This is a genomic window from Rhodococcus qingshengii JCM 15477 (assembly GCF_023221595.1).
Classification (GTDB): Bacteria; Actinomycetota; Actinomycetes; order Mycobacteriales; family Mycobacteriaceae; genus Rhodococcus_F; species Rhodococcus_F qingshengii.
This window is the reverse complement of record NZ_CP096563.1, coordinates 4,549,243-4,574,738: the sequence shown is the minus strand read 5'-3', so window position 1 is coordinate 4,574,738 and position 25,496 is coordinate 4,549,243. Positions and strand designations below refer to the sequence as shown.

The 25,496-nt window shown below is 63.7% G+C and carries 23 protein-coding genes; 15 read left to right on the top strand and 8 right to left on the bottom strand.

The window, feature by feature from the left end; all coding sequences use genetic code 11:
* Positions 1 to 11: 11 nt before the first annotated feature.
* The gene (locus tag M0639_RS20760; protein WP_007728823.1) at positions 12 to 689 is read right to left on the bottom strand and encodes a TerD family protein; all 678 of its coding nucleotides are present in this window, start codon (positions 687 to 689) and stop codon (positions 12 to 14) included.
* A gap of 295 nt (positions 690 to 984) precedes the next feature.
* Between M0639_RS20760 and M0639_RS20755 the strand changes: the two genes are divergently transcribed.
* From M0639_RS20755 to M0639_RS20720, 8 genes are all read left to right on the top strand, one after another.
* Positions 985 to 3,288: a putative bifunctional diguanylate cyclase/phosphodiesterase gene (locus M0639_RS20755; RefSeq protein ID WP_231915083.1), complete on the top strand. Its 2,304-nt coding sequence runs from the start codon at positions 985 to 987 to the stop codon at positions 3,286 to 3,288.
* The gene (locus tag M0639_RS20750) at positions 3,281 to 5,671 is read left to right on the top strand and encodes a putative bifunctional diguanylate cyclase/phosphodiesterase (protein ID WP_082893351.1); all 2,391 of its coding nucleotides are present in this window, start codon (positions 3,281 to 3,283) and stop codon (positions 5,669 to 5,671) included. The genes M0639_RS20755 and M0639_RS20750 overlap by 8 nt, the downstream gene beginning before the upstream one ends.
* Before the next feature lie 46 nt (positions 5,672 to 5,717).
* Positions 5,718 to 6,569, top strand: coding sequence for an SDR family NAD(P)-dependent oxidoreductase (locus tag M0639_RS20745; protein WP_030536264.1), 852 nt, complete (start codon positions 5,718 to 5,720; stop codon positions 6,567 to 6,569).
* Between the two features lie 3 nt (positions 6,570 to 6,572).
* Positions 6,573 to 7,478, top strand: coding sequence for a TIGR03619 family F420-dependent LLM class oxidoreductase (locus M0639_RS20740; protein ID WP_042448880.1), 906 nt, complete (start codon positions 6,573 to 6,575; stop codon positions 7,476 to 7,478).
* A gap of 68 nt (positions 7,479 to 7,546) precedes the next feature.
* Complete coding sequence (locus M0639_RS20735; protein WP_003943290.1) at positions 7,547 to 8,233, top strand: nitroreductase; 687 nt, start codon at positions 7,547 to 7,549, stop codon at positions 8,231 to 8,233.
* Between the two features lie 90 nt (positions 8,234 to 8,323).
* A complete protein-coding gene (locus M0639_RS20730; RefSeq protein ID WP_063316808.1) occupies positions 8,324 to 9,460 on the top strand; it encodes a class I SAM-dependent methyltransferase in 1,137 nt (378 codons plus the stop codon).
* A gap of 194 nt (positions 9,461 to 9,654) precedes the next feature.
* Positions 9,655 to 10,503, top strand: coding sequence for a Bax inhibitor-1/YccA family protein (locus M0639_RS20725; protein ID WP_020970268.1), 849 nt, complete (start codon positions 9,655 to 9,657; stop codon positions 10,501 to 10,503).
* 120 nt (positions 10,504 to 10,623) lie between these two features.
* Entirely contained in the window at positions 10,624 to 11,379 is a 756-nt protein-coding gene (locus M0639_RS20720) for an enoyl-CoA hydratase/isomerase family protein (RefSeq protein WP_063316809.1), read from the top strand.
* A gap of 66 nt (positions 11,380 to 11,445) precedes the next feature.
* Here M0639_RS20720 and M0639_RS20715 read toward each other — a convergent pair whose 3' ends face one another.
* Positions 11,446 to 12,663, bottom strand: a complete 1,218-nt coding sequence (locus M0639_RS20715; protein WP_019744600.1) for an acetyl-CoA C-acetyltransferase — start codon at positions 12,661 to 12,663, stop codon at positions 11,446 to 11,448.
* A gap of 121 nt (positions 12,664 to 12,784) precedes the next feature.
* Positions 12,785 to 13,756, bottom strand: coding sequence for an SGNH/GDSL hydrolase family protein (locus M0639_RS20710; protein ID WP_042448870.1), 972 nt, complete (start codon positions 13,754 to 13,756; stop codon positions 12,785 to 12,787).
* Positions 13,757 to 13,827: 71 nt separating this feature from the next.
* Between M0639_RS20710 and M0639_RS20705 the strand changes: the two genes are divergently transcribed.
* The 3 genes from M0639_RS20705 (at position 13,828) to ilvA (ending at position 17,729) form a co-directional block, all read left to right on the top strand.
* On the top strand, positions 13,828 to 15,213 hold the full coding sequence (locus M0639_RS20705) for a cystathionine beta-synthase (protein ID WP_003943292.1): 1,386 nt from the start codon (positions 13,828 to 13,830) through the stop codon (positions 15,211 to 15,213).
* Between the two features lie 44 nt (positions 15,214 to 15,257).
* Entirely contained in the window at positions 15,258 to 16,430 is a 1,173-nt protein-coding gene (locus M0639_RS20700; RefSeq protein WP_003943272.1) for a cystathionine gamma-synthase, read from the top strand.
* A 135-nt stretch (positions 16,431 to 16,565) separates the two neighbouring features.
* A complete protein-coding gene (gene ilvA, locus M0639_RS20695; RefSeq protein WP_223304414.1) occupies positions 16,566 to 17,729 on the top strand; it encodes a threonine ammonia-lyase in 1,164 nt (387 codons plus the stop codon).
* A 6-nt stretch (positions 17,730 to 17,735) separates the two neighbouring features.
* Here ilvA and M0639_RS20690 read toward each other — a convergent pair whose 3' ends face one another.
* Both M0639_RS20690 and M0639_RS20685 read right to left on the bottom strand, forming a co-directional pair.
* Positions 17,736 to 18,530, bottom strand: coding sequence for an FAD:protein FMN transferase (locus tag M0639_RS20690; protein WP_003943281.1), 795 nt, complete (start codon positions 18,528 to 18,530; stop codon positions 17,736 to 17,738).
* The gene (locus M0639_RS20685) at positions 18,527 to 18,772 is read right to left on the bottom strand and encodes a hypothetical protein (protein ID WP_153211881.1); all 246 of its coding nucleotides are present in this window, start codon (positions 18,770 to 18,772) and stop codon (positions 18,527 to 18,529) included. The genes M0639_RS20690 and M0639_RS20685 overlap by 4 nt, the downstream gene beginning before the upstream one ends.
* A 205-nt stretch (positions 18,773 to 18,977) precedes the next feature.
* On the opposite strand from M0639_RS20685, the gene M0639_RS20680 reads away from it, so the two are divergent.
* Positions 18,978 to 20,078: a C40 family peptidase gene (locus M0639_RS20680; protein WP_054782079.1), complete on the top strand. Its 1,101-nt coding sequence runs from the start codon at positions 18,978 to 18,980 to the stop codon at positions 20,076 to 20,078.
* An 88-nt stretch (positions 20,079 to 20,166) separates the two neighbouring features.
* Here the strand turns inward: M0639_RS20680 and greA are convergent, their stop codons facing one another.
* Together greA and M0639_RS20670 are read right to left on the bottom strand one after the other, a co-directional pair.
* Positions 20,167 to 20,661: a transcription elongation factor GreA gene (gene greA / locus M0639_RS20675; protein ID WP_007726385.1), complete on the bottom strand. Its 495-nt coding sequence runs from the start codon at positions 20,659 to 20,661 to the stop codon at positions 20,167 to 20,169.
* Positions 20,662 to 20,888: 227 nt separating this feature from the next.
* Entirely contained in the window at positions 20,889 to 21,314 is a 426-nt protein-coding gene (locus M0639_RS20670; RefSeq protein WP_007726384.1) for a DUF4307 domain-containing protein, read from the bottom strand.
* Positions 21,315 to 21,593: 279 nt separating this feature from the next.
* Between M0639_RS20670 and mca the strand changes: the two genes are divergently transcribed.
* From mca to M0639_RS20655, 3 genes are read left to right on the top strand one after another with little or no spacing between them, the layout of a single operon-like run.
* On the top strand, positions 21,594 to 22,472 hold the full coding sequence (gene mca / locus M0639_RS20665) for a mycothiol conjugate amidase Mca (protein ID WP_007726383.1): 879 nt from the start codon (positions 21,594 to 21,596) through the stop codon (positions 22,470 to 22,472).
* Positions 22,469 to 22,783 carry a hypothetical protein gene (locus M0639_RS20660; RefSeq protein ID WP_007726381.1) on the top strand — a complete coding sequence of 105 codons (315 nt, stop codon included), beginning with the start codon at positions 22,469 to 22,471 and terminating at the stop codon, positions 22,781 to 22,783. Before mca ends, M0639_RS20660 begins: the two co-directional genes overlap by 4 nt.
* A 19-nt stretch (positions 22,784 to 22,802) precedes the next feature.
* The gene (locus tag M0639_RS20655; RefSeq protein WP_058037249.1) at positions 22,803 to 24,830 is read left to right on the top strand and encodes a thioredoxin domain-containing protein; all 2,028 of its coding nucleotides are present in this window, start codon (positions 22,803 to 22,805) and stop codon (positions 24,828 to 24,830) included.
* On the opposite strand, the gene trhA is transcribed toward M0639_RS20655, so the two are convergent.
* Positions 24,797 to 25,465, bottom strand: coding sequence for a PAQR family membrane homeostasis protein TrhA (gene trhA / locus M0639_RS20650; RefSeq protein WP_003945269.1), 669 nt, complete (start codon positions 25,463 to 25,465; stop codon positions 24,797 to 24,799). The two genes, M0639_RS20655 and trhA, sit on opposite strands and share 34 nt — an antisense overlap.
* Between the last annotated feature and the right edge of the window lie 31 nt (positions 25,466 to 25,496).

Sequence of the window (25,496 nt, the reverse complement as noted above, 5' to 3'; positions counted from 1 at the left end):
GTCCGCAGCCCCTACTTTCGTCCGGCAGCCCATTTCATTCCCCAGTTGTAGGCCCGATCGAGATCTGACTGACTGCCGTTGATGTACTGAACTTCACGGGTCACCGTCACGCCCTGACCTGAACTCTGGATGAGAGCGATTGCGCACAGTCGCTCCTGGTTGCTGGCGGAGTCGAGTCGCACTTCCACTTCCGGCCCGTTGGTGGGATACAAGGTGACGACGCCGTCCACCGCCGCCCAGTTGGGAGCGCCGTCGTAGATCATCGCGAAGATCAGGATTCGCCGGAAAGCGCTTGGGTCACCAAGATTGACGTGCATGTTCTCGCCGCCGGTGTTCGCGCCACTGCGGTCGTCGCCGTCGAGGGAGATGTAGGGCGGAGAAGTCAGTGAACCGAAACTGTTACCCAAGGCCTGAACTACTCCCTTGGACCCGTCGGCAAGTTCGTAGAGGCATCCGAGGTCCAGGTCGACCGCACCAGAGCCTGCGCCGGCGAGCTTGGCGAGAAAACCGGTCTTCTTCGGTGGAGCCCCCTGTGACCAGTTGAGGTTCACGCGCATATTGCCTTGTCGTTCACCCGCCTTCGCGAGGTTGACCGTCGGCGCCGATTTGGTGAGCGTGATCTTGCTCAGGCTGACCGGTGCTTGCGACGGAGTGGACTCGCCGGAACGTCGGGTGTAGTCGATTGCCATCGTGATAGTCCTTGTCTGAACTCGAATGAGTCCGATCGTGTTACCCGTCGAGGAATCTCCACCGACGTGATCGGCGATCTCCGGCCATTGTCCCTCATGTCTGATTTCAACCGTGGGTATCAAACTCGCCGCACCAACTTCCGGCAGACCAGCAGTTTGCTGATTACTGTGTCTGTGGGCAGACCTGACTCCGAAATAGGTCGGACGTACTGGTTGACACCGCAGTGCCCAATTACGGGAGAATTGCTGAGTCGGACGTCCGATTCGATTGCGTCGTGGGAGCGGGAGGTAAGAGATGTCAGTCCTGTCTCTTCTTCAACCCCACCAGAGAGAAAGACTGACGCCCGCCCAGCGCGATGACGTCACTCGCGAGCAGATAGCCGTCACCTTCGGCGTGCTGCCATGGGCCGCTGCCGTCCACCTCGTCGTCACACTCGGGCTGACGTTGTATGTGATTCCGCCGGACAGCGGACTGTTACCAAGCCTGTGGCCATTTCTGTCCGGCGTGATCGGGTTGGTGGGGATGTGCGTGGGTCTCGCCATTCATTTCAACCTGATCACACCCACGTACCGGATGTCCTACGCGTTTCTCATCGTCGAATTTGCTGTAGTCGGGATCCTGTATTCCTCGCTCGCCCTGGTCCTGTACCCGATCCTGGACGATTCCGGCGATCTGATCCTGATAGCGGTCACCACATCGATCACCGGTGCCGGAGCCGTGGCCACCGCGATGTTGCGAGTGGTGGGGGTCACCTGGGTCCTGTCCAATCTGATAATCCTCGGGGTGGCATTCTGGCTTCAGCCGGGACCCGAGTTCGAACGAATTCTCATTGGAATGATCGCCTATGGCGCGGCTCTGATCGGCGGCACGATAGTGGTCTCGGGCAACCTGGAATCTCGCTATCGAGCTGAATTGAGCGCCGCGTCGGAACGATCGGTCGTGCAGATGCTTCTCGAAGACTTCGAAGGCAACGCCGGGGACTTCGTGTGGGAGACGGACCAGAAAGGCAAGTTCAACCGAATCCCGACGCGGCTCGCGGTCGAAGCGGGGCTGGACTCCACCGAGTTGCAGGGAACGGCGTGGCAGGACCTGTTCATGGAGTTGGGCACCCTACGGATCCCCGGCGGGATCGATGCGCTCATGGAGTTGCAGCAGGCCCGCCACACGAAGACCGCATTCGTCGACGTGCTCGTTCCGGTCCGAGTTCACGGTGAAATTCGGTGGTGGCAGATCTCCGGACGCCCGCGCCCCGGCCGTACACCCGACGAGTTCGTCTGGCGAGGAGTCGGTTCCGACGTCACGGAAGTAAAACTGCAGAGTGACGAGATCGTGCGGATGGGTCGTGTGGACGCACTCACCGGTATGCCGAACCGGCACAGCTTCTGGACCGAGCTCGAGCGACTGCTGCGCGAGCCGTACACAAGCGAAAGTGGTCTCGCGTTGGCCATGCTCGACCTCGACAACTTCAAGTCGGTCAACGACACACTGGGACACACCGTTGGCGACGCGGTTCTGCGAGAGGTCGCGGATCGCCTGTCCGAAGCCGGCGGGGTGTCACAGTTGTTCGCACGTCTGGGGGGAGACGAGTTCGCGGTTCTTTTCACCGATGTGGGTGACAGCTCACAAGTTCGTACTCTGCTCGGCCGCTACATCGAAACTCTGCACGAGCCGATCACAGTGGCCGGTACGCGGTTGGAGATCGGATGCAGCATCGGGTACTACCTCCCCGACGAGCTGCCGTCCTCCGCCGACGAGATGATGGGCGCTGCGGACCTGGCCTTGTTCGCGGCAAAGGAATCCGGGCGCGGGGCCGTACGTGAATATCGAGACTCGATGAAGTCCGTGGCCGATCGGCGGGCCCGCCTGCTCGAAGATCTGGGAAACACTGTCGCGGAGAAGGACCTCGAACTCGAGCTGTTGCCCAGGATCGACGTGGTTTCCCGCGAGATCGTGGCCGTGGAAGTCCGCGTGATCTGGCACAACGCCCGCCTCGGTGCCGTTACGTCCGCCGAATTCATGAGCGTCGCAGACGACACCGGTTTGGCGTACTCACTGGGGACTACCGTCTTCGAGTTGGCCTGCGAGGCGGCGTCCCGCCTTCCTGATCACCTGCGGGTAGCCGTCGCGGTATCGACGCGTCAGCTCGAATCGGATTCCTTTGTCGTCGCGATAGGGGATTCGCTTCGACGATCAGGTGTCAGTGCACATCAGCTCGAGCTCCAACTCAACGAATCATCGGCGATCACCGACGAGTCCAAGTTTGCGTTGCACGCCATCGCGGACATGGGAATCGCGCTGACCGTGGACGAGTTCGGCGCCGGATTCTCCTCGCTCGCATCACTGTCCGGCCTTCCGTTCACCCGAGTCCGGATAGAGCGCTCCATTTCGGGTGCAGTGCCTGGTGGACGGTCGATCCTCGAAGCTGTCGTGGATCTGGTCGACGCGTTGGGAATGGAGGTCGTCGTCTCGGGAGTCGACGGTGAGGAGGACTTGAAGTCCGTGGCCGCTGCAAGGGTGAGGACTGTTCAGGGATACATCGCCGGCGGAGCCATGTCGGTCGACGCGGTCGCAGGGGCGGTAGCAGGCCGACGTGGGTGACCCGGCAGTACTCCGTAGGCGTCGCGTCGGGACGTCGGTGCGCAAACTCGGTCGCAGCGGCACGGAACAACACCTCTCGGATTACGATCGCCGTCGCCTACTCGATCGACGACTGCGGTTCACCGCGCGCGTACTGCCGTGGTCGTTTCTGACCGCGGCGGTTGCCTTGTCAGCGATCGTGGTGCTTCTGCCGGTGGATGCCGGATGGTTCACCTTCGCCTGGTCGAGCGTCATGCTGTTGTCGAGGGCTGGATTCAGTGTGTATTGGCTCCGGCGCTCGCGTCTCGGCGTCTCCGAGTCCCAGACCACCGAACTGGTGGTACTCACAGTCGAAATCATTGTCTGGGGAGTGCTCCTGGCGTGCTTGGCTCTCGTTCTCTTCCCGATGCTCGATCCTCGTGACGAGTTGGTACTGAGCTCGACCTTGATCGGTGGGATCGCGGTCGGCGTGTTTCCCACCATGATGTTTCGCGGAATCACTGTGGTCTGGATCAGCCTGGTGGGAGTCGGGTTGGCCGGGGCGTTCTGGACGGAACCGGGCACATCGCGTTTCGTGCTGATCGGGGTGCTGGTCGTCTTTGTAGGTTCGCTCTACAGCGGAACTTTGCTGTTGGCCAAACTTTTCGAGAGACGGCTACGCGCCGAACTGATAGCCGAGGACGAACGAGATCTCGTCGAGTTGTTGCTCAACGATCTCGAAGACGGAGCACAGGATTGGCTCTGGGAGACCGATTCGCGCGGTATCGCCAGTACCGTGTCGTATCGCTTCGCCGAGCAGGTCGGTTTGCCGGCAGCACAGATTCGGGGCCGCACAATGCACGAGATCCTGATCGGGATCGGCGCGTCCCGAACAGATGTGGGCAGGAAGTCCCTTGATCTCCTCGCCGCGAATTTTCAAGCCGGGACGGCGTTTCGGGACCTCACCATGCAGGTCGTCGTTCGGGGCGATACTCGCTGGTGGTCGATGTCAGGTCACCCGGGCAGTGGCGATGGGGCGACCTACGGGTGGCGCGGTGTCGGATCCGATATCACGCACTCGTATCACCAGCGCCAGAACATCTTGCGATTGGCAGAGATCGATTCGTTGACCGGGCTCAGAAATCGGTACAGCTTCAACGCTCAACTGTCTTCGCGGATTCGGGACGGACACAGGGTGTGGCTGGCAATTCTGGATCTGGACAACTTCAAGTCGATCAACGACCGGTTGGGACACCACATCGGAGACGACGTGCTTCGCGATGTTGCCGGCAGACTGCACAGCGTTCTGCGATCGAACGAGATCTGTGGCCGACTGGGGGGTGACGAGTTCGCCATCGCCTTCGACGACCTAGCCTTCGACGACATCGGGAGTGCAGATGAGGTGGAGAAGAGATTCCAAACGATTCTCGACTCATTCGAACGACCATTTTCACTGGTCGGCAACCAGATTCGCATTCGTGCCAGTCTGGGGTACGGCTCGATGCCCGACGACGCCGACAGCCTCGAAGACCTGGTGATTGTCGCGGACCTCGCGCTTTACCACGCAAAGGAGAGCGGTCGGAACCAGATTCGCGCCTTCGATGCGACTTTGCGGGATCGTGCGACGGGTAGGGCCAGGGCATTGTTGGATCTTCGTCGTGCGTTGATCGACGAAGAGTTCGAGTTGGTCTATCAGCCACAGGTCTCGGCCGCGACGGGAGTTGTCGTCGGGTTCGAGGCTCTGCTGCGGTGGAACCATCCGACTTCAGGTCTCGTCTCGCCGGGAGACTTCATTTCGGTCGCCGAGGAAACCGGCTTGATCGTGCCGATCGGTGCAGGTGTTCTGAGGGCTGCCTGCACGGCGGCGACAACGTGGCCGGAGGACATTCGGGTTGCCGTCAATGTTTCTCAGGTGCAACTGCGTTCGAGTCGATACGTCGACTCGGTACGCCGGACACTGATCGAGGTGAACCTCCACCCCAGCCGACTCGAGATCGAGGTGACCGAATCGTTGGTCATCGACGACGCCGACCGAGATGTGTTGGTACAGCTCTCGGCGCTCGGCATCGCCATTGCGATGGACGACTTCGGCACAGGGTTCTCCTCGGTTGCCAGCTTGGCCCGGCTGCCGCTCGATCGGTTGAAGATCGATCGGGCGTTCGTCGCACCGCTGGACGCGGATCCCTCGAATTCGAGGTTCGCTGTCTTGCGAGCCGTCATCGCGATTGCCAAGTCTCTGGGGCTGGACACCGTCGCCGAGGGCGTGGAGACGGAGAGGCAGCGCGCGATAGTGACCGAGTGCGGATGTGACGTGATCCAGGGGTACCTCGAGGGAATGCCGATACGGGCAGCCGAGATTCCGCACTATTTGAATGGGCGACTCGGCGGTTCGAGCAGGTGGGGTGTCGCGGCTACCACTGAGTGAGAACTTTGCGCCCGTTTTGCCGTTCGATGTGTGACGGTACGCCGAAGTGCTTCACATCGAACTGCAGAAGGGTGTCTTCGTGGTGGTCGGATCGGCGTACTCCCCAGGGCCGATGTTGGTGGGTAAGAAGGCAGTGGTCACAGGCGGTTCCCAGGGAATCGGCGCAGCGATTGTTCGAGCATTTGCATCGCATGGCGCGTCAGTTCTGGTTGTCGACGTGGCTCCTCTTGGCGACGTCGAATTCGACTCGGCTGCAGGTGGTTCGATCAACTATCTCGAGTACGACGTGCGGACGCGGGAAGTCCCCGTCGCGTTGACCGAGTTCGCCCCGGACGTCCTTGTGAACAACGTGGGTCATTTCCTGAACCCGCCGACAGAGTTCACCGGTACGGATCCCGGTTTCTGGTCCGAGGCCGGCAGCATCAATTTCGATCACGTCGTGCGTCTGACCCATGCCCTGCTTCCCGGCATGATCGACCGCGGTTTGGGTGGATCGATCGTGAACCTGACGACGGTGGAGGCGCATCGAGCGATCCCGGGCCACACGATGTACTCGGCATACAAGGCCGCGCTGACACAGTTCACCAGGAGCCTTGGTGTGGAGATCGGTCGAACCGGAGTGCGCGTCAACGCCATTGCCCCGGATCTGATCGAGTCGGTACAGGTGCCGTATCGCACGATCGTTCCTGCCGACGACTGGGACAAGTGGCCGGGGTGGGCACCGTTGGGCGGACCGGGCCAGCCGGTCGACATTGCCGGCCCCGCACTGTTCCTGGCTTCCGACCTGGCGAGATACATCACCGGAACCGTGATCCACGTCGACGGCGGCTCGCACGCTGCCGGAGGCTGGTTCCCCACAGAAGAGGGTGGCTGGACCAACCGGCCCCGAAAGGCTTGACACATGACAACTTTCAGTCTGAACGTTCCCAACTTCGGCACCACTCTCGCGGAGGACTCCTACGCGAAACTCGTGCAGGTCTGTCAGAGCGCGGAAGCTGCCGGCTTCGACCGGGTCCTCGTCACCGATCACGTGGTGATGGGCTCGGACAACTCGGCGTACACGTGGTCGGCGTTCCCCACCGAGCCCGACGCCAACTGGCTCGAGCCGCTGACCGTCCTGGCTTTTGTTGCCGGACAGACGAAGACAATTCGCTTGGGGACCGGAATCGTCATCGCGGCGCTGCGCGGGGGAGCGGTACTGGCCAAGACGGCCGCGACACTCGATCTGCTCTCCGGGGGCCGACTCGACCTGGGCGTCGGAACCGGTTGGCAGGAACGTGAATACGAGGCGGCAGGTATGGACTTCGGTAAAAGGGGACCACTGCTCGACGACGCTCTCGCAGTGTGCCGGGCCCTGTGGAGTTCGGCGCCGGCGAGCATCGACACCCCTCGTCTGAAGTTCGACGACGTGTACTGTGCGCCCCGTCCGGCCGCTGGAATCCCGATCTGGGTGTCCGGTTCGCTCTCCAAGGCCGTTGTACGACGCGTCGCAACCTGGGGTGACGGGTGGATTCCGATAATGGGTGCCGCGGACGACGACCTACGTGAAGGGATCGACGTCATCGGCAAAGCGATGGCGGATCTCGGACGCGATCCAGCGGAATTGCAGGTCCGTGGGCGACTGACCGTCGTACGCGGGTCCGACGGTTCGATCGACCTCCCGGCGACGATGATCGGCGCCGAGCAGCTGCTCGAATCCGGTGCCACCGATGTGCTGGTTGCGCTGGCAGCAGTAGATCCGGATCCGGATGCGGCGATGGCAGAGTTCGGCGAGCTGGTGGCGGCCTTCGCAAAGGTGACCCGCTGACTATTGCGTCGAGGCGGTAGTTCTATCGTGCGAAGTGTTGTAGTGCAGCCTGATCGAGGAGAGAACACATGACCGAGAGCATCGTCGTGGATACGAGCCTGGAAGCGTTGCTCGACGCCCGGATCAGCTGCCGCGCCTACGAGGACCGTCAGGTGCCACGTGAGGTGATCGAGGAGATCCTTCGGCTGGCGCAGAAGACGCCGTCGTGGTGCAACACGCAACCGTGGCAGGTCGCGATCACCGAAGGGGAGGGCACCGAGCGATTCCGCGCCGGCCTCGGTGAGTACGTGATGGCCAACGCCCAGGAGTCGGACTTCGAGTTCCCGCGCGCGTACCAGGGCATCTACAAGTCGCGTCGGTTCGACTGCGCGATGGCGCTGTATTCGAGCGTCGGAATCGAGCACGGTGACCGCGCCGGATCCGCGGCACAGACGATGAAGAATTTCGAGCTCTTCGGCGCTCCTCACGTCGCGATCATCACCACCGACGAGGCATTGGGCACCTACGGCGCAGTCGACTGCGGGTTGTACGTGAACAGCTTCCTGCTCGCGGCCCAGAGTCTGGGGGTCGCCACCATCCCGCAGGCGGCGCTCGCGGGCAGCTCCAAGTTCATTCACGAGCATTTCGGTATCGACGACACTCGCAAGGTTGTCTGCGCGATCTCGTTCGGATACCCCGACGCCGACCACCCGGTGAACGGATTCCGCACCGAACGCGAAACCGTCGACAACGTCGTGCAGTGGATGTCGAACTGACAGGGATGTCGAACTGACAGGGATGTCGAACTGATCACCTGCTGGTCGGGGGATTGAGTGTTGCGTAGTTCCACCTGAAAGACTGGTGGCATGTCCGACACACCCGAACTGTTCGATCGTCTGCGCCGATTCCCCGATGTCGAGGCACCCAATCTCTTTGCCGTCGATGCGGCTGATCGTCTGATCCTCGACGAGGCCGCCGACGCTCTCGCCGCGGCACCGGCGGGCACCGTCGTCGTGATCGGCGATCACTACGGTGCGCTGACTGCCGGTGTTGCGCTCGTGCACGGAATCGCCGCCGTGCGCGTTCACCAGGATCCGCTCACCGGAGAGCTGGCCCTCGCGAACAATGCGCGCGAACTCGGATTCAGTGACGCCTTCACCTCGCACGGACTGGACGAGGAGTTGCTCAGCGGCGCCCGCGTCGTGCTCATGCAATTGCCGCGTAGCCTCGCCGAACTTGCCGAGATCGCCCAGCTGATCGCGCTTCACGCCGACCCGGCGGTTCGTGTCTTCGCCGGTGGGCGTGACAAGCACATCACCCCAGCGATGAACAAGGTTCTCGGCGAATCGTTTTCCGACGTCAGCGCCTCGCGTGGGCGTCAGAAGTCCCGCGTACTCAAGGCTTCGGAACCGAAGCCCGATGTTGCTATCACGTTCCCGGTGACCGAACGCCTCGACGAATTCGACCTCGACGTCGTTGCTCACGGCGCAGTGTTTGCCGGTGCGAGCCTGGACATCGGCACCCGGTTGCTCCTGGAGAACCTCGGAAAGATTGCGGTCGATCCGCTGAGCGACGTGATCGATCTGGGTTGTGGCAGCGGCATTCTCGCGGCGGCGATCGCGCGGAAGTTCCCGGACGTGCACGTGATCGCAACGGATCAGTCCTCGGCAGCCGTCGCTTCGGCTCTGGCGACCACGTCCGCAAATGGCGTCGGCGATCGAGTGAGCGGCCTGCGCGACGACGCCGTGAGTTCGTTGCCCAGTGCGAGCGCGGATCTGGTTCTGTTGAACCCGCCGTTCCACGTCGGCGCGGCGGTCCACACCGGCGGAGCACTCAAGATGTTCGAAGCTGCCGGCCGTGTCCTGCGTCCCGGTGGCGAGTTGTGGACTGTTCACAACGCGCATCTGGGGTATCGCGAACCGTTGAAAGCCGCGGTGGGTCCGAGCGAGGCGATGGCGAAGAACGCGAAGTTCATCGTGATGAAGTCGGTCAAACCGTCCTAGTATCGAAAAGGGACGAGTGTCGAAGAGTGTTGATCTTCCGGAAATGCGCCGGGAACTACAACCGAAGCTTCGACGTTGTAAATTACGAGTGCTTTACTTTTAGTCAGGTACACGGACCGTGTCGGAAACTCGGATCCGTCCGGCGAACCCGCGACGCACCCGTCGTAGGCCACCACGATGAAGGGATGATCACGGTGCGCACCACCAGCAACCCGGTGTTCCGCAATCTGCCCAAGCAAGAGGGCAACGGATACGCCTCGTTCGGATCTGCGACGGCGGGCGCCTCGCAGGCAACCCAGCAGTTCGGTCAGCCGCAGTACGCTCCGGCCGAGCCGTACCAGACCGGTCCCACCTCGCGGGCCATGACGATCGACGACGTCGTCACCAAGACGGGCATCACGCTCGGTGTGCTGACGATCTCGGCACTGGTGTCGTACTTCCTGGTCAACAACAACGCCGACCTCGCAGCCCCGCTGGTCATCGGCGGCGGTCTCGTCGGCCTCGTTCTGGTTCTGGTCGCGACGTTCGGTCGCAAAATGGACAACCCGGCAATCGTGTTGGCGTACGCCGCGGCCGAGGGCCTGTTCCTCGGTGCGCTGTCGTTCATGTTCACCTTCCAACTCCAAGGCGCTGACGCGTCGATGCTGATTGCGCAGGCGGTCCTCGGAACCTTCGGCGTGTTCTTCGGCATGTTGGTCGTCTACAAGACCGGTGCGATTCGGGTGACACCTCGTCTGACGCGAATGATCATCGGTGCGTTGATCGGTGTTGTCGTTCTGGCGCTCGGTAACCTCGTCGCGAGCTTCTTCACCGAGGGCGGACTGGGACTGCGTGACGGTGGAACCGTCGCCATCATCTTCAGCCTCGTCTGCATCGGCATCGCAGCCTTCAGCTTCCTGCTCGACTTCGACGCCGCTGATCAGCTGATCCGCGCACAGGCGCCCGAGAAGGCAGCCTGGGGCGTCGCATTCGGGCTCACCGTCACCTTGGTCTGGCTGTACGTCGAGATCCTGCGTCTGCTGAGCTACTTCAACAACGACTAGTTCTCGAGTCGATCCGTAACACGAAGAAGGGCCCCGCGAGGGGCCCTTCTTTTGTCGTCTGTGGACGGTTACGGTGCTTGGATACCTAGCAACTGCTTGGTTTGGAACGAAGGGGAGCGAATGTCGACAAACACCTCTGAACCCATCCTGGTCGCGGATGCCGGAGCAGTGCGAACGCTGACCTTCAATAATCCGAGTCGCCTGAACGCATTTGATGCAGCCGGTTTTCGAGCGTTCACCAAGGCGCTCGACGACGCGGCGTCGGACGAAGCCGTGGCCGTGGTGATCGTCGAGGGTGCAGGCAAGGCATTTTCCAGTGGCGTCGACCTACGCGCACTCGCCGAACCAGGCGCAGACAACGCCGACTTCGGCCACGCATTCGCGCCGCTGATCGTCGCGCTGGTGGAGTTCCCGAAGCCATTGATCGCCGCGGTACACGGCGCTGCCGTCGGCATCGGCCTGACCATGCTGCTTTACTGCGACGTCGTCTACGTTGCCGAGGACGCACGTCTGCGGGCACCGTTCACTTCGCTGGGTACAGCTCCCGAAGCTGCCAGTAGTTGGTTGCTGCCCAAGGTGATCGGAACGCAGCGAGCCGCCGAGCTGATCCTGTCGGCCCGGTGGCTCAGCGGCGTCGAAGCTGCCGCCTACGGACTGGCGACAGCCGCCGTGCCGGCCGACCAGGTACAGGCACGCGCCCACGAGAGTGCCGAGCAGATTGCCGCCAACGTCGGACCGGCAGTCCTTGCCGCCAAACGACTGCTCCGTCACGGATGGGCGGACGAAGCTCGCGCTGCCGTGCAGCGTGAGGACGACGCTGCGCGAGAGTTGATTCGCGAGTTGGGGAGTTTTGCTCGGAAGTTCACGAATACCTGAAACCCGACCACACGAAAGCGGCCGCCCGGCAGAAGCCGGGCGGCCGCTTTCGACGTGCTCAGGGGATCAGCTGAGGCGCTCGATCACCATTGCCATGCCCTGTCCGCCGCCGACACACATGGTCTCGACGCCGAAGGTCTTGTCCTGCTCCTGCAGGTTGTTGATCAGGGTGTTGGTGATACGGGCACCGGTCATACCGAAGGGGTGACCCAGCGCGATCGCGCCACCGGAGATGTTGAGCTTGTCCTCTTCGATGCCCAGTTCGCGAGCGGATCCGAGGACCTGCACTGCGAATGCCTCGTTGATCTCGAACAGGTCGATGTCGGAGATCGACTTGCCGGCGATCTTCAGGGCGTTCTTGACGGCCTGGATCGGGCCGAGGCCCATGATCTCGGGGGACAGGCCCGAGACGCCGGTGGAGACGATGCGAGCGAGCGGGGTCAGGCCGAGTGCCTTTGCCTTGGTGTCGGACATGATCACCAGTGCGGCTGCGCCGTCGTTGAGCGGGCAGGCGTTGCCGGCGGTGACGGTGCCGTCGGGGCGGAAGACGGGCTTGAGGCCGCTGATGCCTTCGTAGGTGGTGCCGGCGCGGGGGCCGTCGTCCTTGGAGACGACGGTGCCGTCGGCGAGCGTGACGGGCGTGATCTCACGCTCGAAGAAGCCGCGAGCGATGGCTTCCTCGGCGCGGTTCTGGCTGCGAACTGCCCAGCGGTCCTGGTCTTCGCGGGTGATGCCGGTGGCCGAAGCGACGTTCTCCGCGGTCTGGCCCATACCCAGGTACACGTCGGGGATCAGGCCCTCTTCGCGAGGATCGGTCCAGGCGACTCCACCTTCGGCGAGCTTGGCGCTACGGGCCTGCGCTGCGTCGAAGAGCGGGTTCTTGGTGTTGGGGAGGCCGTCGGCGTTGCCGGTGATGAAGCTGGAGACGGACTCGACGCCGGCGGAGATGAAGACGTCGCCCTCGCCTGCGCGGATGGCGTGCAGCGCCATGCGGGTGGTCTGCAGCGAGGAGGAACAGTAACGGTTGACCGTGACACCGGGGAGGAAGTCGTAGCCGAGCTGGACGGCGACGACGCGGGCGATGTTGAAGCCCGACTGACCGGCGGGCTGGCCGCAACCGAGCATGAGGTCGTCGATCTCGGTGGGGTCGAGCTCGGGGATCTTTGCCAACGCGGCGGCAACCATCTGAGTTGCGAGGTCATCCGGGCGGATGTCCTTGAGCGAACCCTTCATTGCGCGGCCGATGGGCGACCGTACTGCTGAGACGATTACTGCCTCGGGCATGAAAACTCCTTTTGTGTACTGCTCGAGGGCGGCTTGAAACGCCGTCGAGCAGGGCAAGTTGAATGCAGCTTCGACTTACAATTTACGTTGCCGCTCCCAGATGGTGGTCACGCAGTCTCACTCAGTTGACGTCGGGGCGCTGACCTGCAGGTTTGGTGCGTCTCGCGAAGGCTTTCCACTGGGTTGCCGCCGCCGTCAGTCGGGCCGCGACGGTGCGGGCTTGCGCCGCCTCTGAAACGTGGGGGAGCTCGGGTAGCGGGCCACCCTGCCATTCACCCAGAGCCGACGCGAGAACCGGGACGATCTGCTTCGCCGCGAGTTCGTATCCGGCCGCGGACGGATGGAAACGGTCGGCCGAGAACATCGTGTCGGGCGAGGCCAGGAATTCCTTGGCCAGCAGGTCGGCCAGTGGAACGGGATGACCCCCGGCGTTTCTGGTCGCGGCCGCCTGGGCGAGTGCGAGGCGATGGCCCCATTCGCGCACCACGGAGCGCAGAGGTTGCGGGATCGCCGTGACCACCCCTAGATCCGGGCAGGTGCCGACAACAACGACGGCGCCGCTCTCGCGTAAGCGTCGAACCGCGTCGCCGAGGCGTTTAGCCGACGCGTGAATCGCGTTCTTGGCGGTGACGTCGTTGGCGCCGATCAGGATCACCGCAGCGTCCGGGGGAGGACCGGCGACGAACATGGCGTCGACCTGCCCACTCAACCCGCGGGAGGTGGCGCCCCCGATGGCCTTGGTGCTCAAACGGATTCGCTTCCCGGTTTCACTCGCAAGCAGCTTCGCGACCTGAACACCCGGTACTTCCGAGGCCGTCAGCGCGCCGACGCCGGCCGCAGACGAATCGCCGAAGATCATCAAGTGGAGATCGAAGGGCACGGCCCGCCACCAGAGTTCCGGGTTGTCGGCGCCGGGCGCGTACACCCCGTCCGCCTCGGGTGGCTTGGCGATATTGCGACCGATCACCCCGCGGGCCGCCCCCGCCTGCGACATCAGATAGTTGTAGCCCAACCAGGAGAGCGTGCCTGCACTCGATCCGGCCACCACCGTGGCCACCGACGCTTTCAGTCCGGTTCGACTCACACTTGCCAATCTAGCCGGATTGCACCACCTTCGCCCGACGTCCGCGCGCACCGTTTTCTTTCATCTGGGAACATGGACGAATGCGCATCGCGGAACACGTCGTCGACCTCATCGGCAACACCCCACTCGTCAAGCTCACGTCCGTCACGGGCGAAAACTTCGGCACGGTGGCAGCCAAGGTCGAATACCTCAACCCTGGCGGTAGCTCCAAGGACCGCATCGCCGTCAAGATGATCGACGCAGCCGAGGCTTCGGGTGAACTGAAGCCGGGCGGCACCATCGTCGAGCCGACCTCGGGCAACACCGGAATCGGCTTGGCGCTCGTGGCGCAAAAGCGTGGATACAAGTGCGTTTTCGTCTGCCCAGACAAGGTCAGCGAAGACAAGCGCAACGTCCTGCGCGCCTACGGCGCCGAGGTGGTCGTGTGCCCCACGGCCGTCGCGCCGGACAACCCGAACAGCTACTACAGCGTCTCCGACCGCCTCACCCGTGAGATCCCCGGCGCCTGGAAGCCCAACCAGTACTCCAACCCGGGCGGACCGGAGAGCCACTACGAGACCACCGGCCCCGAGATCTGGGCCGACACCGACGGCAAGATCACGCACTTCGTCGCGGGCGTCGGCACCGGCGGCACCATCACCGGCACCGGCCGCTACCTCAAGGAAGTTTCGGGCGGCAAGGTCAAGGTCATCGGCGCAGACCCCGAGGGCTCCGTCTACTCCGGCGGCACCGGTCGTCCGTATCTGGTCGAAGGCGTCGGCGAAGACTTCTGGCCGTCGGCATACGACCCGTCCATCCCGGACGAGATCATCGCCGTCTCGGATGCCGATTCCTTCGAGATGACGCGTCGCCTCGCCCGCGAGGAGGGACTGCTGGTCGGCGGTTCCTGCGGTATGGCCGTCGTCGCTGCCCTCGAAGTAGCCAAGCGTGAGGGCCCCGACGCCCTGATCGTCGTCCTCCTCCCGGACGGTGGCCGCGGCTACCTGTCCAAGATCTTCAACGATCAGTGGATGGCGTCGTACGGATTCCTGCGCACCCCACTCGACGGCAAGACCAACGTCCCCACCGTCGGCGACGTTCTGCGTGGCAAGTCGGGCGAGCTGCCGGACCTCGTTCACACCCACCCGTCGGAGACCCTGCGCGACGCGATCGAGATCCTGCGCGAGTACGGCGTGTCCCAGATGCCCGTCGTGGGTGCGGAACCGCCGGTCATGGCAGGCGAGGTCGCCGGAAGTGTGTCCGAGCGGGATCTGCTGAGCGCGGTCTTCGAAGGCCGTGCGCACCTTGCGGATTCCGTCGAGAAGCACATGAGCAAGCCGTTCCCGCTCATCGGTTCCGGCGAGCCGGTCTCGGCTGCCACGAAGGCGCTCGGGGACACCGACGCACTCATGGTCGTCGACGACGGCAAGCCGGTCGGTGTCATCACGCGCCACGATCTCCTGGGTTTCCTGAGTTCGGATTCCTGAGTTCGGATTCCTGCGCCGGCACCGGCGCCATTAGGCTGGGGACCATGAGTGAGCAACGCAGCAAGGCCGACAACATCAGCTGGCAGGGTTTCTCCACGAAAGCGGTGCATGCGGGTTACGAACCCGATCCGCTGACCGGTGCGGTCAACGTGCCGATCTACGCGAGTTCCACCTTCGCCCAGGACGGCGTCGGTGGAATGCGCAGTGGCTTCGAGTACGCGCGAACGGGTAACCCCACCCGTCGCCCACTCGAGGCGAACCTCGCAGCGCTCGAATCCGGAACCTACGGCCGAGCGTTCAGTTCGGGAATGGCGGCCACCGACTGCCTGCTCCGTTCGGTACTTCGACCGGGCGATCACCTGGTCATCCCCGACGACGCGTACGGCGGAACCTTCCGCCTCATCGACAAGGTCTTCACGCAGTGGGGGATCGAGTACACCCCGGCTCCGGTGTCCGACGTCGATGCGGTGCGCGCGGCGATGAAGTCCAACACCAAGCTGGTCTGGGTCGAGACGCCCACGAACCCGCTGCTCAATATCGGTGACATCGAGCTCCTTGCCGAGGTCGCCCACGAGGGCAACGCAAAGATCGTGGTGGACAACACCTTCGCCTCGCCGTACCTGCAGCAGCCGCTGCAGCTCGGTGCCGACATCGCGCTGCACTCCACGACCAAGTACATCGGCGGACACTCCGACGTGGTCGGTGGCGCTCTCGTCTGCAACGACGAAGAACTGGACACCGCGTTTGCCTTCCTGCAGAACGGATCCGGCGGCGTTCCCGGCCCGTTCGACGCGTTCCTGACGTTGCGCGGAATCAAGACACTGGCGCTGCGCATGGAGCGTCACAGTGACAACGCGGAGAAGGTCGTCGAATTGCTCGACGGCCACCCCGCGGTTGCCGGCGTCATCTACCCCGGACTGGCTTCGCATCCGTCGCACAAGGTCGCGGCCAAGCAGATGCGACGCTTCGGCGGCATGATCTCCGTCCGCCTCAAGGGCGGCAAGGCGGCAGCTCTCGACCTGTGCTCGCGCACCGAGATCTTCACGCTGGCAGAATCTCTCGGCGGAGTCGAATCCCTCATCGAATTCCCCGGTGCGATGACCCACGCCTCGACGGCCGGTTCCGCTCTCGAGGTTCCCGACGATCTGGTTCGCCTGTCGGTCGGCATCGAAGACGCCTCCGATCTGGTCGGCGACATCGAGCAAGCGCTGTCCTGATCTTCGCTCTACAGTAATTCGACTTCGAATCTGCAGTGCGCCTTCACACCTCACGAGGGTGTGGAGGCGCACTTTCTGGAGGCATGCGTGAATCTCGAACAGATAAAGGCTGCACAGCAACTGCTCGCCCCGGTCATGCGACGCACCCCGGTCGTGGCCTCGCGAGTGTTGTCCGAAACCACCGGCTTCGCCGTGAGCTTGAAATGTGAAAACCTGCAGCGCACCGGCTCTTTCAAACCGCGCGGTGCGTACAACCGCATTGCCAATCTTTCCGCAGAGGAACGGGCAGCGGGCGTGGTGGCGGCCAGTGCCGGTAACCATGCGCAGGGAGTTGCCTGGTCTGCAACAGAATTGGGAATCAAGTCGACCGTCTTCATGCCGACGGGTGCGCCGCTGCCGAAGTTGGTGGCCACCAAGGCATATGGAGCTCAGGTCCACCTGCACGGTTCGACTGTCGACGAAGCGCTCGTGGCCGCTCGCGAATTCGCGGACCGAACCGGAGCAGTTCTGGTCCACCCGTTCGACCACGAGGACGTCGTGGCGGGGCAGGGGACTGTGGGGCTCGAAATCCTCGAGCAACTGCCTGAGGTCGGCACGATCCTCGTTCCCACCGGCGGCGGCGGTTTGATCGCGGGAGTGGCTGCAGCCGTCAAAGCTGTACGCCCGCAGGTCCGCATCGTCGGAGTGCAGGCCGAGACCGCGGCTGCCTGGCCGGCGTCGTTGGCAGCCGGGAAGCCGACCGCCTTGGCGTCGATGTCCACGATGGCAGACGGTATCGCCGTTGGCTGCCCGGGCGAGGTTCCGTTCGCCGAAGTTGCCGCCCATGTCGACGCCGTGGTGACGGTCAGCGAGGAAGCGCTGTCCAAAGCGCTCCTGCTGTGCCTCGAACGCGCCAAGCTCATCGTCGAACCGGCCGGCGTCGCGGCCGTCGCGGCCTTGATGACCTGTACTCCGGAGGAGCTGGGACTGACAGGGCCGGTGTGCGCCGTGCTTTCCGGCGGCAACATCGATCCGCTACTTCTCACGCACGTCATCTCGCACGGTCTGCGAGCGGCCGGACGGTTCCTCGGAGTTCACATCACCATCGACGATCGGCCGGGCGCACTGGTCTCGTTGCTCGAAGTGGTTCGAGCGAACGGCGCCAGCGTGGTCGATGTCATCCATTCCCGTACCGGTGGCGAACTTGCACTCGACGAAGTGGAAGTCTTCCTCACCGTCGAGACGCGTGGTCCGGACAACAAGGCGGAACTTCTGACGGCCTTCGACCGCGCCGGTTACGCAGTACGACTGCAGAACTGAGGCGAGTTACTCGTCAGGCCAGCCGCCCAGAACCGTCACGCGGTACTCCTGGTCGACCAGCCTGGCGGGTACGTCGAGTTGATGTAGCCAGTCGATGGCCGAACCGCCCATGCCGACCGCAACCCGACTGAATGCGGCGGCCTGGGCGCAGGAGGATGCAATCACCGACACCGTGCGCCACATCGGCGTCGCCGTCGATTCGCGGTGCAGTGGCTTGACGGTGCTGGCCGTGGCGATCCCGCAGTCGGACGGAAGTGCTACCTGGCAGGTCGGGTCGCCGGGCAGGTCTTGCACCTGAATCTGCCAGCCGTCTTCCGGCGCCGGGCCGGCAACCGCGATGTCCCCGCCGAGGCCGACCAGCACGCCACACCCGAGAAGAGTCGCAGTGGACGCGGCACAGTGGTCCGCTGAACTGGCGCGGGCCGTCGCGGACAGATCGAGAACGACGTCGTCCGGGCTGTACACGCGGTTGTTCTCGACGCGAATCTTCCACCAGGAGTGAGGGTCTGCCGACCCGGCCGTCGGCGTGAGTTTGCCGTCGGTCAGTCGTGCGACAGCCAACGCGTCTTCGAGGAAGTGCGCGAACATCGGGGTCACGGCGACGCCGTCGACGTTGCTCGCGGCGCTGACATAGGTACGAATCTCGGAGTCGGCACGATCTCGATTGGTGGCGGCGTCGGCAGCGGTGAGGTACCCGCGAACCAGGCTGGCCGCGGAGGGAAGGACTTCAGGGTCGGTGACGACGACCCGGGCCTGAACCCCCCACGTGAGCCACTCGGAGGCCGAGCGCGGAGTACTCACGAACCGTTGGAGACGGCGTCCGGGGTTCCGAATCCGGCGACCACGACGGGCCGCTTCGCTACGGGATTCTTGGTGTGAGAAGCCGACGTGTCCGGCGCGAGTGCCGTGGCAGTGGGAGAAGAAACGAGTGAAAGTCCGCCGCTTGCGAGTGCTCCCGCCACAGCCGTGGCTGCGAGGGCGAGGCGAACGGGTCGATACACCGTAGTGCGTCCCCGGGCGGGTCGTGGCCGATCGTCGCTCATGGACTCAGCTTGCACGCCGAACCTGAGAAAAGCCTTGGCGTCTGTAGTCATTTGCGTAACGCCCGCCGAGATAAATGAGACATTGGTTACAGGAGTCGCGAGACTGAGCCGTGTCGAATGCATGTTCGAAAGAGTAGATGTTCGCACCGACAAGTTTCGGGTACGACCACGTACGTGGATTTTCAGAGGTTTATCGGAGGTTCGGATGGCAGTCGGTGTCCTGGCGATCGCTGTGTCGATCGGCACCGCACTGGGCGTGATGAGTGGAACTCTCGGAGCGCCCGCACAAGTCGAGAAGAACGGGTCTTCGAATGCTGCAGTCTCACTTGCAGCCTGGAACGGACCGGCACGAACTCAGGACACACCTGAGGGAATCGTGCCTTCCGTACCCTCCAACTTTCCGGGAGCGACATTGGCGCCCGTGGGAGCGGTGGCAGTGTTCGCGCCGTGGATCAAAAAGGCCGGTGCTCTGTGCTCGGAGATCACGCCCGCGGTGATCGCCTCGCTGTACTCGGTCGAGAACGGATTCAAGTACGGACCCGATACCGACATCTCACCGGAAGGTGGGCGCGGGCCTGGCCGCTTCACCACCGCAGCGTGGACGGCATACGGCAAGGACGGTGACGGCGACGGAAAGATGGACATCCTGGGCGTTGCCGATCCGGTGATGACAACCGGATACCGGTTGTGCGATCTCGTGAAGCAAGCGCAGTCCTGGCAGAAGTCCGGTGAGGTCGAGGGCGATACCGTCGACCTCGCGCTCGCTGCCTACGACGTCGGGCCGGACGCAGTTCGCGAAGCGGGCGGCGTTCCGGCAGACAAGTCGGGCGAGGTTCCTGCGGAGCAGGCGGTCGCCGCTCCGTTCGTCGCCCAGATCAAATCGTTGCAGGACTCGTTCGCCCTGATGCTTGCGCCCTTCGACTACAACAACCTCGCCGCAGCGGTGGGCGGCGTCGTCGAGGCCGGTCTGAAGTTTCTCGGATTGCCGTACGTGTGGGGTGGCGGAAACATCAACGGGCCGTCGATGGGCGGGTTCGACTGCTCGGGGCTGACGTCGTACGCGATTCACGCGGCCACCGGGGTGACTCTGCCCCGGACCTCGGAGACGCAGTGGGGTGTCGGCGTCGAGATCCCGCTGGATCAGGCGCAGCCCGGTGACCTGTTGTTCGGCAACTGGCAGGCAGGCGGCCCCGGCCACGTGGCGATCTACGTCGGCAACGGTCAGATGCTTCACGCACCCACGTTCGGCGACGTGGTGAAGGTCGGCCCGATCTTCGCCGGCATGAAGGCTCGCCGCGTGGTGTGAGTGGGCAGGAAACAGCGAGCGCCGACAGAGCAAGAAACGCCACCCGACCGAGTCGGGTGGCGCTTCTTTTCAGAGCTGGTACAGCCGATCAGCTGTGGTAAGGCTCCGCGCTCAGCAGCGTGACCTTCATGGTGCTGCCGTTGGGCAGGTTGTACTCACGCGTGTCGCCGACCTTGGCTTCGAGCAGCGCGCCGCCCAGCGGTGAGTTCGGCGAGTAGACCTCGAGCTTGGCGTCACGTGCGCCTTCTTCGCGGGTAGCGATCAGGAACGTCTCGGTGTCACTCTCGTCGCCGTCGTAGTAGACCTTGACTACGGATCCGGGCAGTGCGACACCGGACTGAGTGGGGGCCTCGCCGACCTTTGCGCTGTTCAGCAGCTCCTGGAGCTGGCGAATGCGGGCTTCCTGCTGACCCTGCTCTTCGCGGGCAGCGTGGTAGCCGCCATTCTCCTTCAGGTCGCCCTCTTCGCGGCGCTCGTTGATCTCGGCGGCGATGACCGGGCGATTGGCGATGAGCTGGTCGAGTTCGTTCTTGAGCCTGTCATGTGATTCCTGGGTAAGCCAGGTCACCTGGGTCTCGGTCATCTCGATCACTCCCTAGTAGTCGGAGCCGGGGGCTCCCTCGACGATCGCTGCAACAGCAGCGAACAACGACACAGAAGCACCACCAGGGATGCAACCTTGCCGTCAAACCTTGCGTCAATGCAGCAATACACGGTTCCACCCGGAACCGTGTATCGGGCTATTCTATCACGCATGACTACCCGCCCTGTCCGGCGTCAAACGTCCGGCAGGGTGGGTGCGTCCCGAGGTCAGCTCTTGGTCAGGTACTCCGGAACGTCGAAGCTGCAGCCGTAGACGTCGGCCATGCCTGGCGGCTGGGACGTCTTGACCTCGGTGTTGAACTCGAGGGTCTGATGTTCCGACGACGGGACGTAGACCTCACGTCGACCGGTTTCGGAGCCGTCCTTCGAGCGTGCGCGCACGATGCACATCGCTTCACGCGACGAGTCGTCGCGTGTGACGGTGAAACGGATCTTCACCGTGGAGTCGTTGGCGATGTCGAACGAGATGGTCTCGGTCTCGATTTCCTTGACCGCAAATTTTCCGTACGCGTAGTACGCGATTCCGCCGCCTACGACGATGACGAGAGCGGTCAGAGCCCACACCATCCACTTGCGGGGACTGCCCGTGCGAGTTGTGCTCGGGTACCGATCTTGGGGAAGCGGTTTGCTCATCACTCTGCTCTCGAAGACTCGAGTTCGCGTGTCGTGCAGCAACTGACTGTGTCCCGCCGGATTACCGAAGGGGTCACGGCTGCGCCAGGAACTCTCGGGTGGAACTATAGAGGACGTATCCCGTCGCGCCGTCGGTAGGTTTGTCGGCAGTCGGTACGTTTGACGGCAACGGCCCGGAGTAATCCGAGCGGTGCACAGCGTGTGATTCGAAGACTGCCGGTGACGGCTACAGGTGAACTGCCGGCAACGGCTACAGGTGAAGTTGAGGTGAACGAACACGTGAGCGGATTCCGGCTCATGGCCGTCCATGCCCATCCCGACGACGAGTCGAGCAAGGGTGCGGCCACCACCGCCCGTTATGCAGCCGAAGGCCACGAAGTGATGGTCCTGACGCTCACCGGGGGTGAGCGTGGCGACATTCTCAACCCGGCCATGGACGTTCCCGGTGTCCGCGATCGAATCAGCGAAGTTCGCCAGGAGGAGATGGCCGAGGCCGCTCGCATCCTGGGCGTGAAGCAGCGCTGGCTCGGTTTCGTCGATTCCGGGCTTCCCGAGGGCGACCCTCTTCCGCCGCTGCCCGAAGGGTGCTTCGCCCTCGTTCCGCTCGAAGAGTCGACGCGCGCTCTGGTCAAGGTGATTCGCGAGTTCCGTCCCCACGTCGTCACGACGTACGACGAGAACGGCGGATACCCGCACCCGGATCACATCCGGTGCCACGAGGTGACGATGGCAGCCTACGAAGCCGCCGCCGATCCCGAGTACTTCCCCGAGGACGGTCAGCCGTGGGAAATCAAGAAGGTCTACTACTCGCACGGATTCATCCGTAAGCGCCTCGAACTCTTCCAGGAGGAGTACGAGCGTCGCGGAGAGCCGTTCCCGATGGCGGACTGGCTCAAGAAGTGGAAGACCGAACGCGGCGACATGATGGTCCGGGTGACCACTCAGGTCACGTGCGGCGACTACTTTCCCCAGCGTGACGATGCTCTGCGCGCACACGCGACGCAGATCGATCCCAACGGTTCGTTCTTCGCTGTGCCGCTCGACATTCAGCAGAAGATCTGGCCCACCGAGGAATTCGAGCTCGCCAAGACGCGGGTCACCACGTCCATTCCGGAAACCGACCTGTTCGCAGGTCTCGAAGAGGACGCTCAGAAGTGAATGCTCTGTCCGCCGAGGTAGTTCTCGGCACCACACAATTTCTTGCTCAGACCCCGAGTAACCCATCCGGCCCGGAGTTCGGAAAGTCGTCTCCGGTCGGCCTGCTGGTGATTCTTGCGCTGCTCATCGGTGTGATCCTCCTGGTTCGGTCGATGAACCGCCAGCTCAAGAAGCTGCCGGAGACGTTCGAACCGGATCATCCCGAACTCGATCAGCAGGCAGACGAAGGCACCGACCGGGGAGCTATCACTGCTCCGAGCCCGGCGGAACCCAACGTCTCTACCGAGAAGAAGCCCAAGCAAGAATCCTGAGACGAACGAGGTAGCGGCGATGGACCCACGGATGCGGAACAACCTGGGTGGGTCCTCGAGCCCTTACCTGCGTCAGCACGCCGACAATCCGGTCCACTGGCAACAGTGGGGCGAAGAAGCGATGGAGTGGGCGCGCGAGCGCAACGTGCCGATCCTCCTCTCGATCGGATACTCGGCGTGCCACTGGTGCCACGTCATGGCGCACGAGTCGTTCGAGAACGACGAGATCGCGGCCGTCATGAACGCGAACTTCGTCTGTGTGAAGGTGGACCGAGAAGAACGTCCCGACATCGACGCCGTCTACATGAATGCGACGGTTGCGATGACCGGCCAGGGCGGCTGGCCCATGACCTGTTTCCTGACTCCCGACGGTTCACCGTTCTACTGCGGCACGTACTACCCGCCGACGCCTCGCGGCGGAATGCCTTCGTTCACACAGCTTCTCGAAGCGATAGCCGACACCTTCACGAATCGGCGCGACGAGGTCGACAACGCGGCACAGTCGATCGTCACGGAACTTCAGCGCGCGTCGGGCGGGATTCCGTACGGCGGAGCACCCATCGACGCCGAGCTGCTGAACGCGGCGGGTCGGTCGATCCTCGGCGACGAGGACGTCCCGCGCGGGGGATTCGGTGGGGCACCGAAGTTTCCACCGTCGGCACTACTGGAGGGGCTGCTCCGACAGTACGAGCGAACGGGTTCGGGCGAGATCCTCGGCGGCATCGAGCGCACCGCCGAAGCAATGGCACGTGGCGGGATCTACGACCAGTTGGGTGGCGGTTTCTCGCGGTACTCGGTCGATGCCGAGTGGGTGGTTCCGCACTTCGAGAAGATGCTCTACGACAATGCGCTGCTCCTGCGGTTCTACGCGCACTGGGCGCGGCGCACCGGATCGGACCTCGCCACTCGCGTCACCGAGGAGACCGCAAGGTTCCTGCTCTCCGATCTGCTGACCGAGAACGGTTGCTTCGCTTCGGCTCTCGATGCTGACACCGACGGCGTCGAAGGCCTCACGTACGTATGGACGCCGACGCAGCTGGTCGAGGTACTCGGCGCGGAGGACGGGCAGTGGGCCTCGGAGTTGTTCCGGGTCACCGATACCGGAACCTTCGAAGAGGGTGCGTCGGTACTGCAGTTGCTCCGTGACCCCGACGACTGGTCGCGCTGGCAGACGGTCTCCGACGCTCTACGCGCCGTCCGGGCTCAGCGTCCACAGCCCGGCCGCGACGACAAGGTGGTGACGGCCTGGAACGGGTTGACCGTCACGGCCTTGACGGAAGCGGGACTTGCCCTGGACCGACCCGACTGGATCGCGGCGGCGGCCGAGTGCGCTGGCGCTCTTCTCGACCTTCACCTGGTGGACGGTCACTTGCGTCGCGCTTCCCTCGGCGGGGCTGTCGGCGCCCCGACGGGCGTGCTCGAGGATTACGCAATGTTGGCCACCGGCCTCCTGGCTCTATACCAGGCAACGGGATTGGCGCGGTGGCTCGATGCGGCGCAGCAGTTGCTCGACGTCACTGTCGACCACTTCGCTGATCCGGCCGAGCCGGGAAGCTGGTTCGACACGGCCGATTTCGCGGAGTCGCTCGTGACTCGGCCCCGAGACCCGTTGGACGGCGCGACGCCGTCCGGTGCGTCGAGCGTCGCGGAGGCTCTGTTGACCGCAGCGGCGTTGACCGATGCCGAGCGCTCTTCTCGTTACGCCCAGGCCGCGGCGGACGCGCTGGCGAGGGCCACGCTGCCGCTCGAGCGTGCGCCTCGGTCGGCGGGGCACTGGCTCGCGGTGGCGGAAGCGTCGTTGCGTGGTCCGATACAGGTGGCCGTCGTCGGGGAAGGTTCGCTGTTGGCCGATGCCCGCCGGCTTGCGCCGGGTGGTGCAGTGGTTGTCGGGGGTGCCCCGGATTCTTCACCGCTGCTTGCAGATCGACCCCTCGTCGACGGTGGTGAAGCCGCGTACATCTGTCGGGGATTCGTGTGTGATCGGCCGGTGACGACGGTGGTGGAACTGGCGAGTCAGTTGAACACGACGAGCCATACCGCGATGTAGTGGCAGATCGCTGCGACGACCGTCGCGGCGTGGAAGAACTCGTGATGCCCGAACGTCGTGGGCCACGGGTTTGGCCATTTCGTCGCGTACAGAATTGCGCCGACGCTGTAGAAGATTCCGCCGACGAGCAGCAGCACCATAGGCGCCACACCGACCTGGTGCGTCAGTTCACCGACCACGGGAACGATCGCCCAACCGAGGAGCAGGTAGAGCGGGACTCCCACCCATTTCGGGGCGGTGGGCCAGAGCATCTTGAGTGCGACGCCGGCGAGCGCGCCTGCCCACACGATCGCGAGGATGATCTTGCCGGTGTGAGTCGGGAGGCCGAGCATGGCGAACGGTGTGTAGCTGCCGGCGATGAAGAGAAAGATCATCGAATGGTCCGCACGCTTCATCCACGTACGGCCCTTGACCGTCTGCCACTGGATGCGGTGATACGTCGCACTGATGCCGAAGAGGCCGCAGATCGTGACGCTGTAGATCGCGGTTGCCCAAGCCGCTTTGGCGCCGACCTGAGCGCCGGCTACGGAGACGAGAACGATGCCTGCGACGACGGAGACACCGAGCGCCCACAGATGGATCCAACCGCGCATGCGTGGTTTGACCGGAAGCTCGTCGAGCCCGAATGCCGTCATGTGCAACCCCTCTCGTTCCGTACTGTTGCGA

What these genes read in the sequence shown, in the direction of transcription:
- M0639_RS20760 (WP_007728823.1), bottom strand. Translation starts at nt 689, where the DNA reads ATGGCAATCGACTACACCCGACGTTCCGGCGAGTCCACTCCGTCGCAA.
- M0639_RS20755 (WP_231915083.1), top strand. Translation starts at nt 985, where the DNA reads ATGTCAGTCCTGTCTCTTCTTCAACCCCACCAGAGAGAAAGACTGACG.
- M0639_RS20740 (WP_042448880.1), top strand. Translation starts at nt 6,573, where the DNA reads ATGACAACTTTCAGTCTGAACGTTCCCAACTTCGGCACCACTCTCGCG.
- M0639_RS20735 (WP_003943290.1), top strand. Translation starts at nt 7,547, where the DNA reads ATGACCGAGAGCATCGTCGTGGATACGAGCCTGGAAGCGTTGCTCGAC.
- M0639_RS20730 (WP_063316808.1), top strand. Translation starts at nt 8,324, where the DNA reads ATGTCCGACACACCCGAACTGTTCGATCGTCTGCGCCGATTCCCCGAT.
- M0639_RS20720 (WP_063316809.1), top strand. Translation starts at nt 10,624, where the DNA reads ATGTCGACAAACACCTCTGAACCCATCCTGGTCGCGGATGCCGGAGCA.
- M0639_RS20715 (WP_019744600.1), bottom strand. Translation starts at nt 12,663, where the DNA reads ATGCCCGAGGCAGTAATCGTCTCAGCAGTACGGTCGCCCATCGGCCGC.
- M0639_RS20705 (WP_003943292.1), top strand. Translation starts at nt 13,828, where the DNA reads ATGCGCATCGCGGAACACGTCGTCGACCTCATCGGCAACACCCCACTC.
- M0639_RS20700 (WP_003943272.1), top strand. Translation starts at nt 15,258, where the DNA reads ATGAGTGAGCAACGCAGCAAGGCCGACAACATCAGCTGGCAGGGTTTC.
- ilvA (WP_223304414.1), top strand. Translation starts at nt 16,566, where the DNA reads ATGCGACGCACCCCGGTCGTGGCCTCGCGAGTGTTGTCCGAAACCACC.
- M0639_RS20685 (WP_153211881.1), bottom strand. Translation starts at nt 18,772, where the DNA reads ATGAGCGACGATCGGCCACGACCCGCCCGGGGACGCACTACGGTGTAT.
- M0639_RS20680 (WP_054782079.1), top strand. Translation starts at nt 18,978, where the DNA reads ATGGCAGTCGGTGTCCTGGCGATCGCTGTGTCGATCGGCACCGCACTG.
- greA (WP_007726385.1), bottom strand. Translation starts at nt 20,661, where the DNA reads ATGACCGAGACCCAGGTGACCTGGCTTACCCAGGAATCACATGACAGG.
- M0639_RS20670 (WP_007726384.1), bottom strand. Translation starts at nt 21,314, where the DNA reads ATGAGCAAACCGCTTCCCCAAGATCGGTACCCGAGCACAACTCGCACG.
- M0639_RS20655 (WP_058037249.1), top strand. Translation starts at nt 22,803, where the DNA reads ATGGACCCACGGATGCGGAACAACCTGGGTGGGTCCTCGAGCCCTTAC.
- trhA (WP_003945269.1), bottom strand. Translation starts at nt 25,465, where the DNA reads ATGACGGCATTCGGGCTCGACGAGCTTCCGGTCAAACCACGCATGCGC.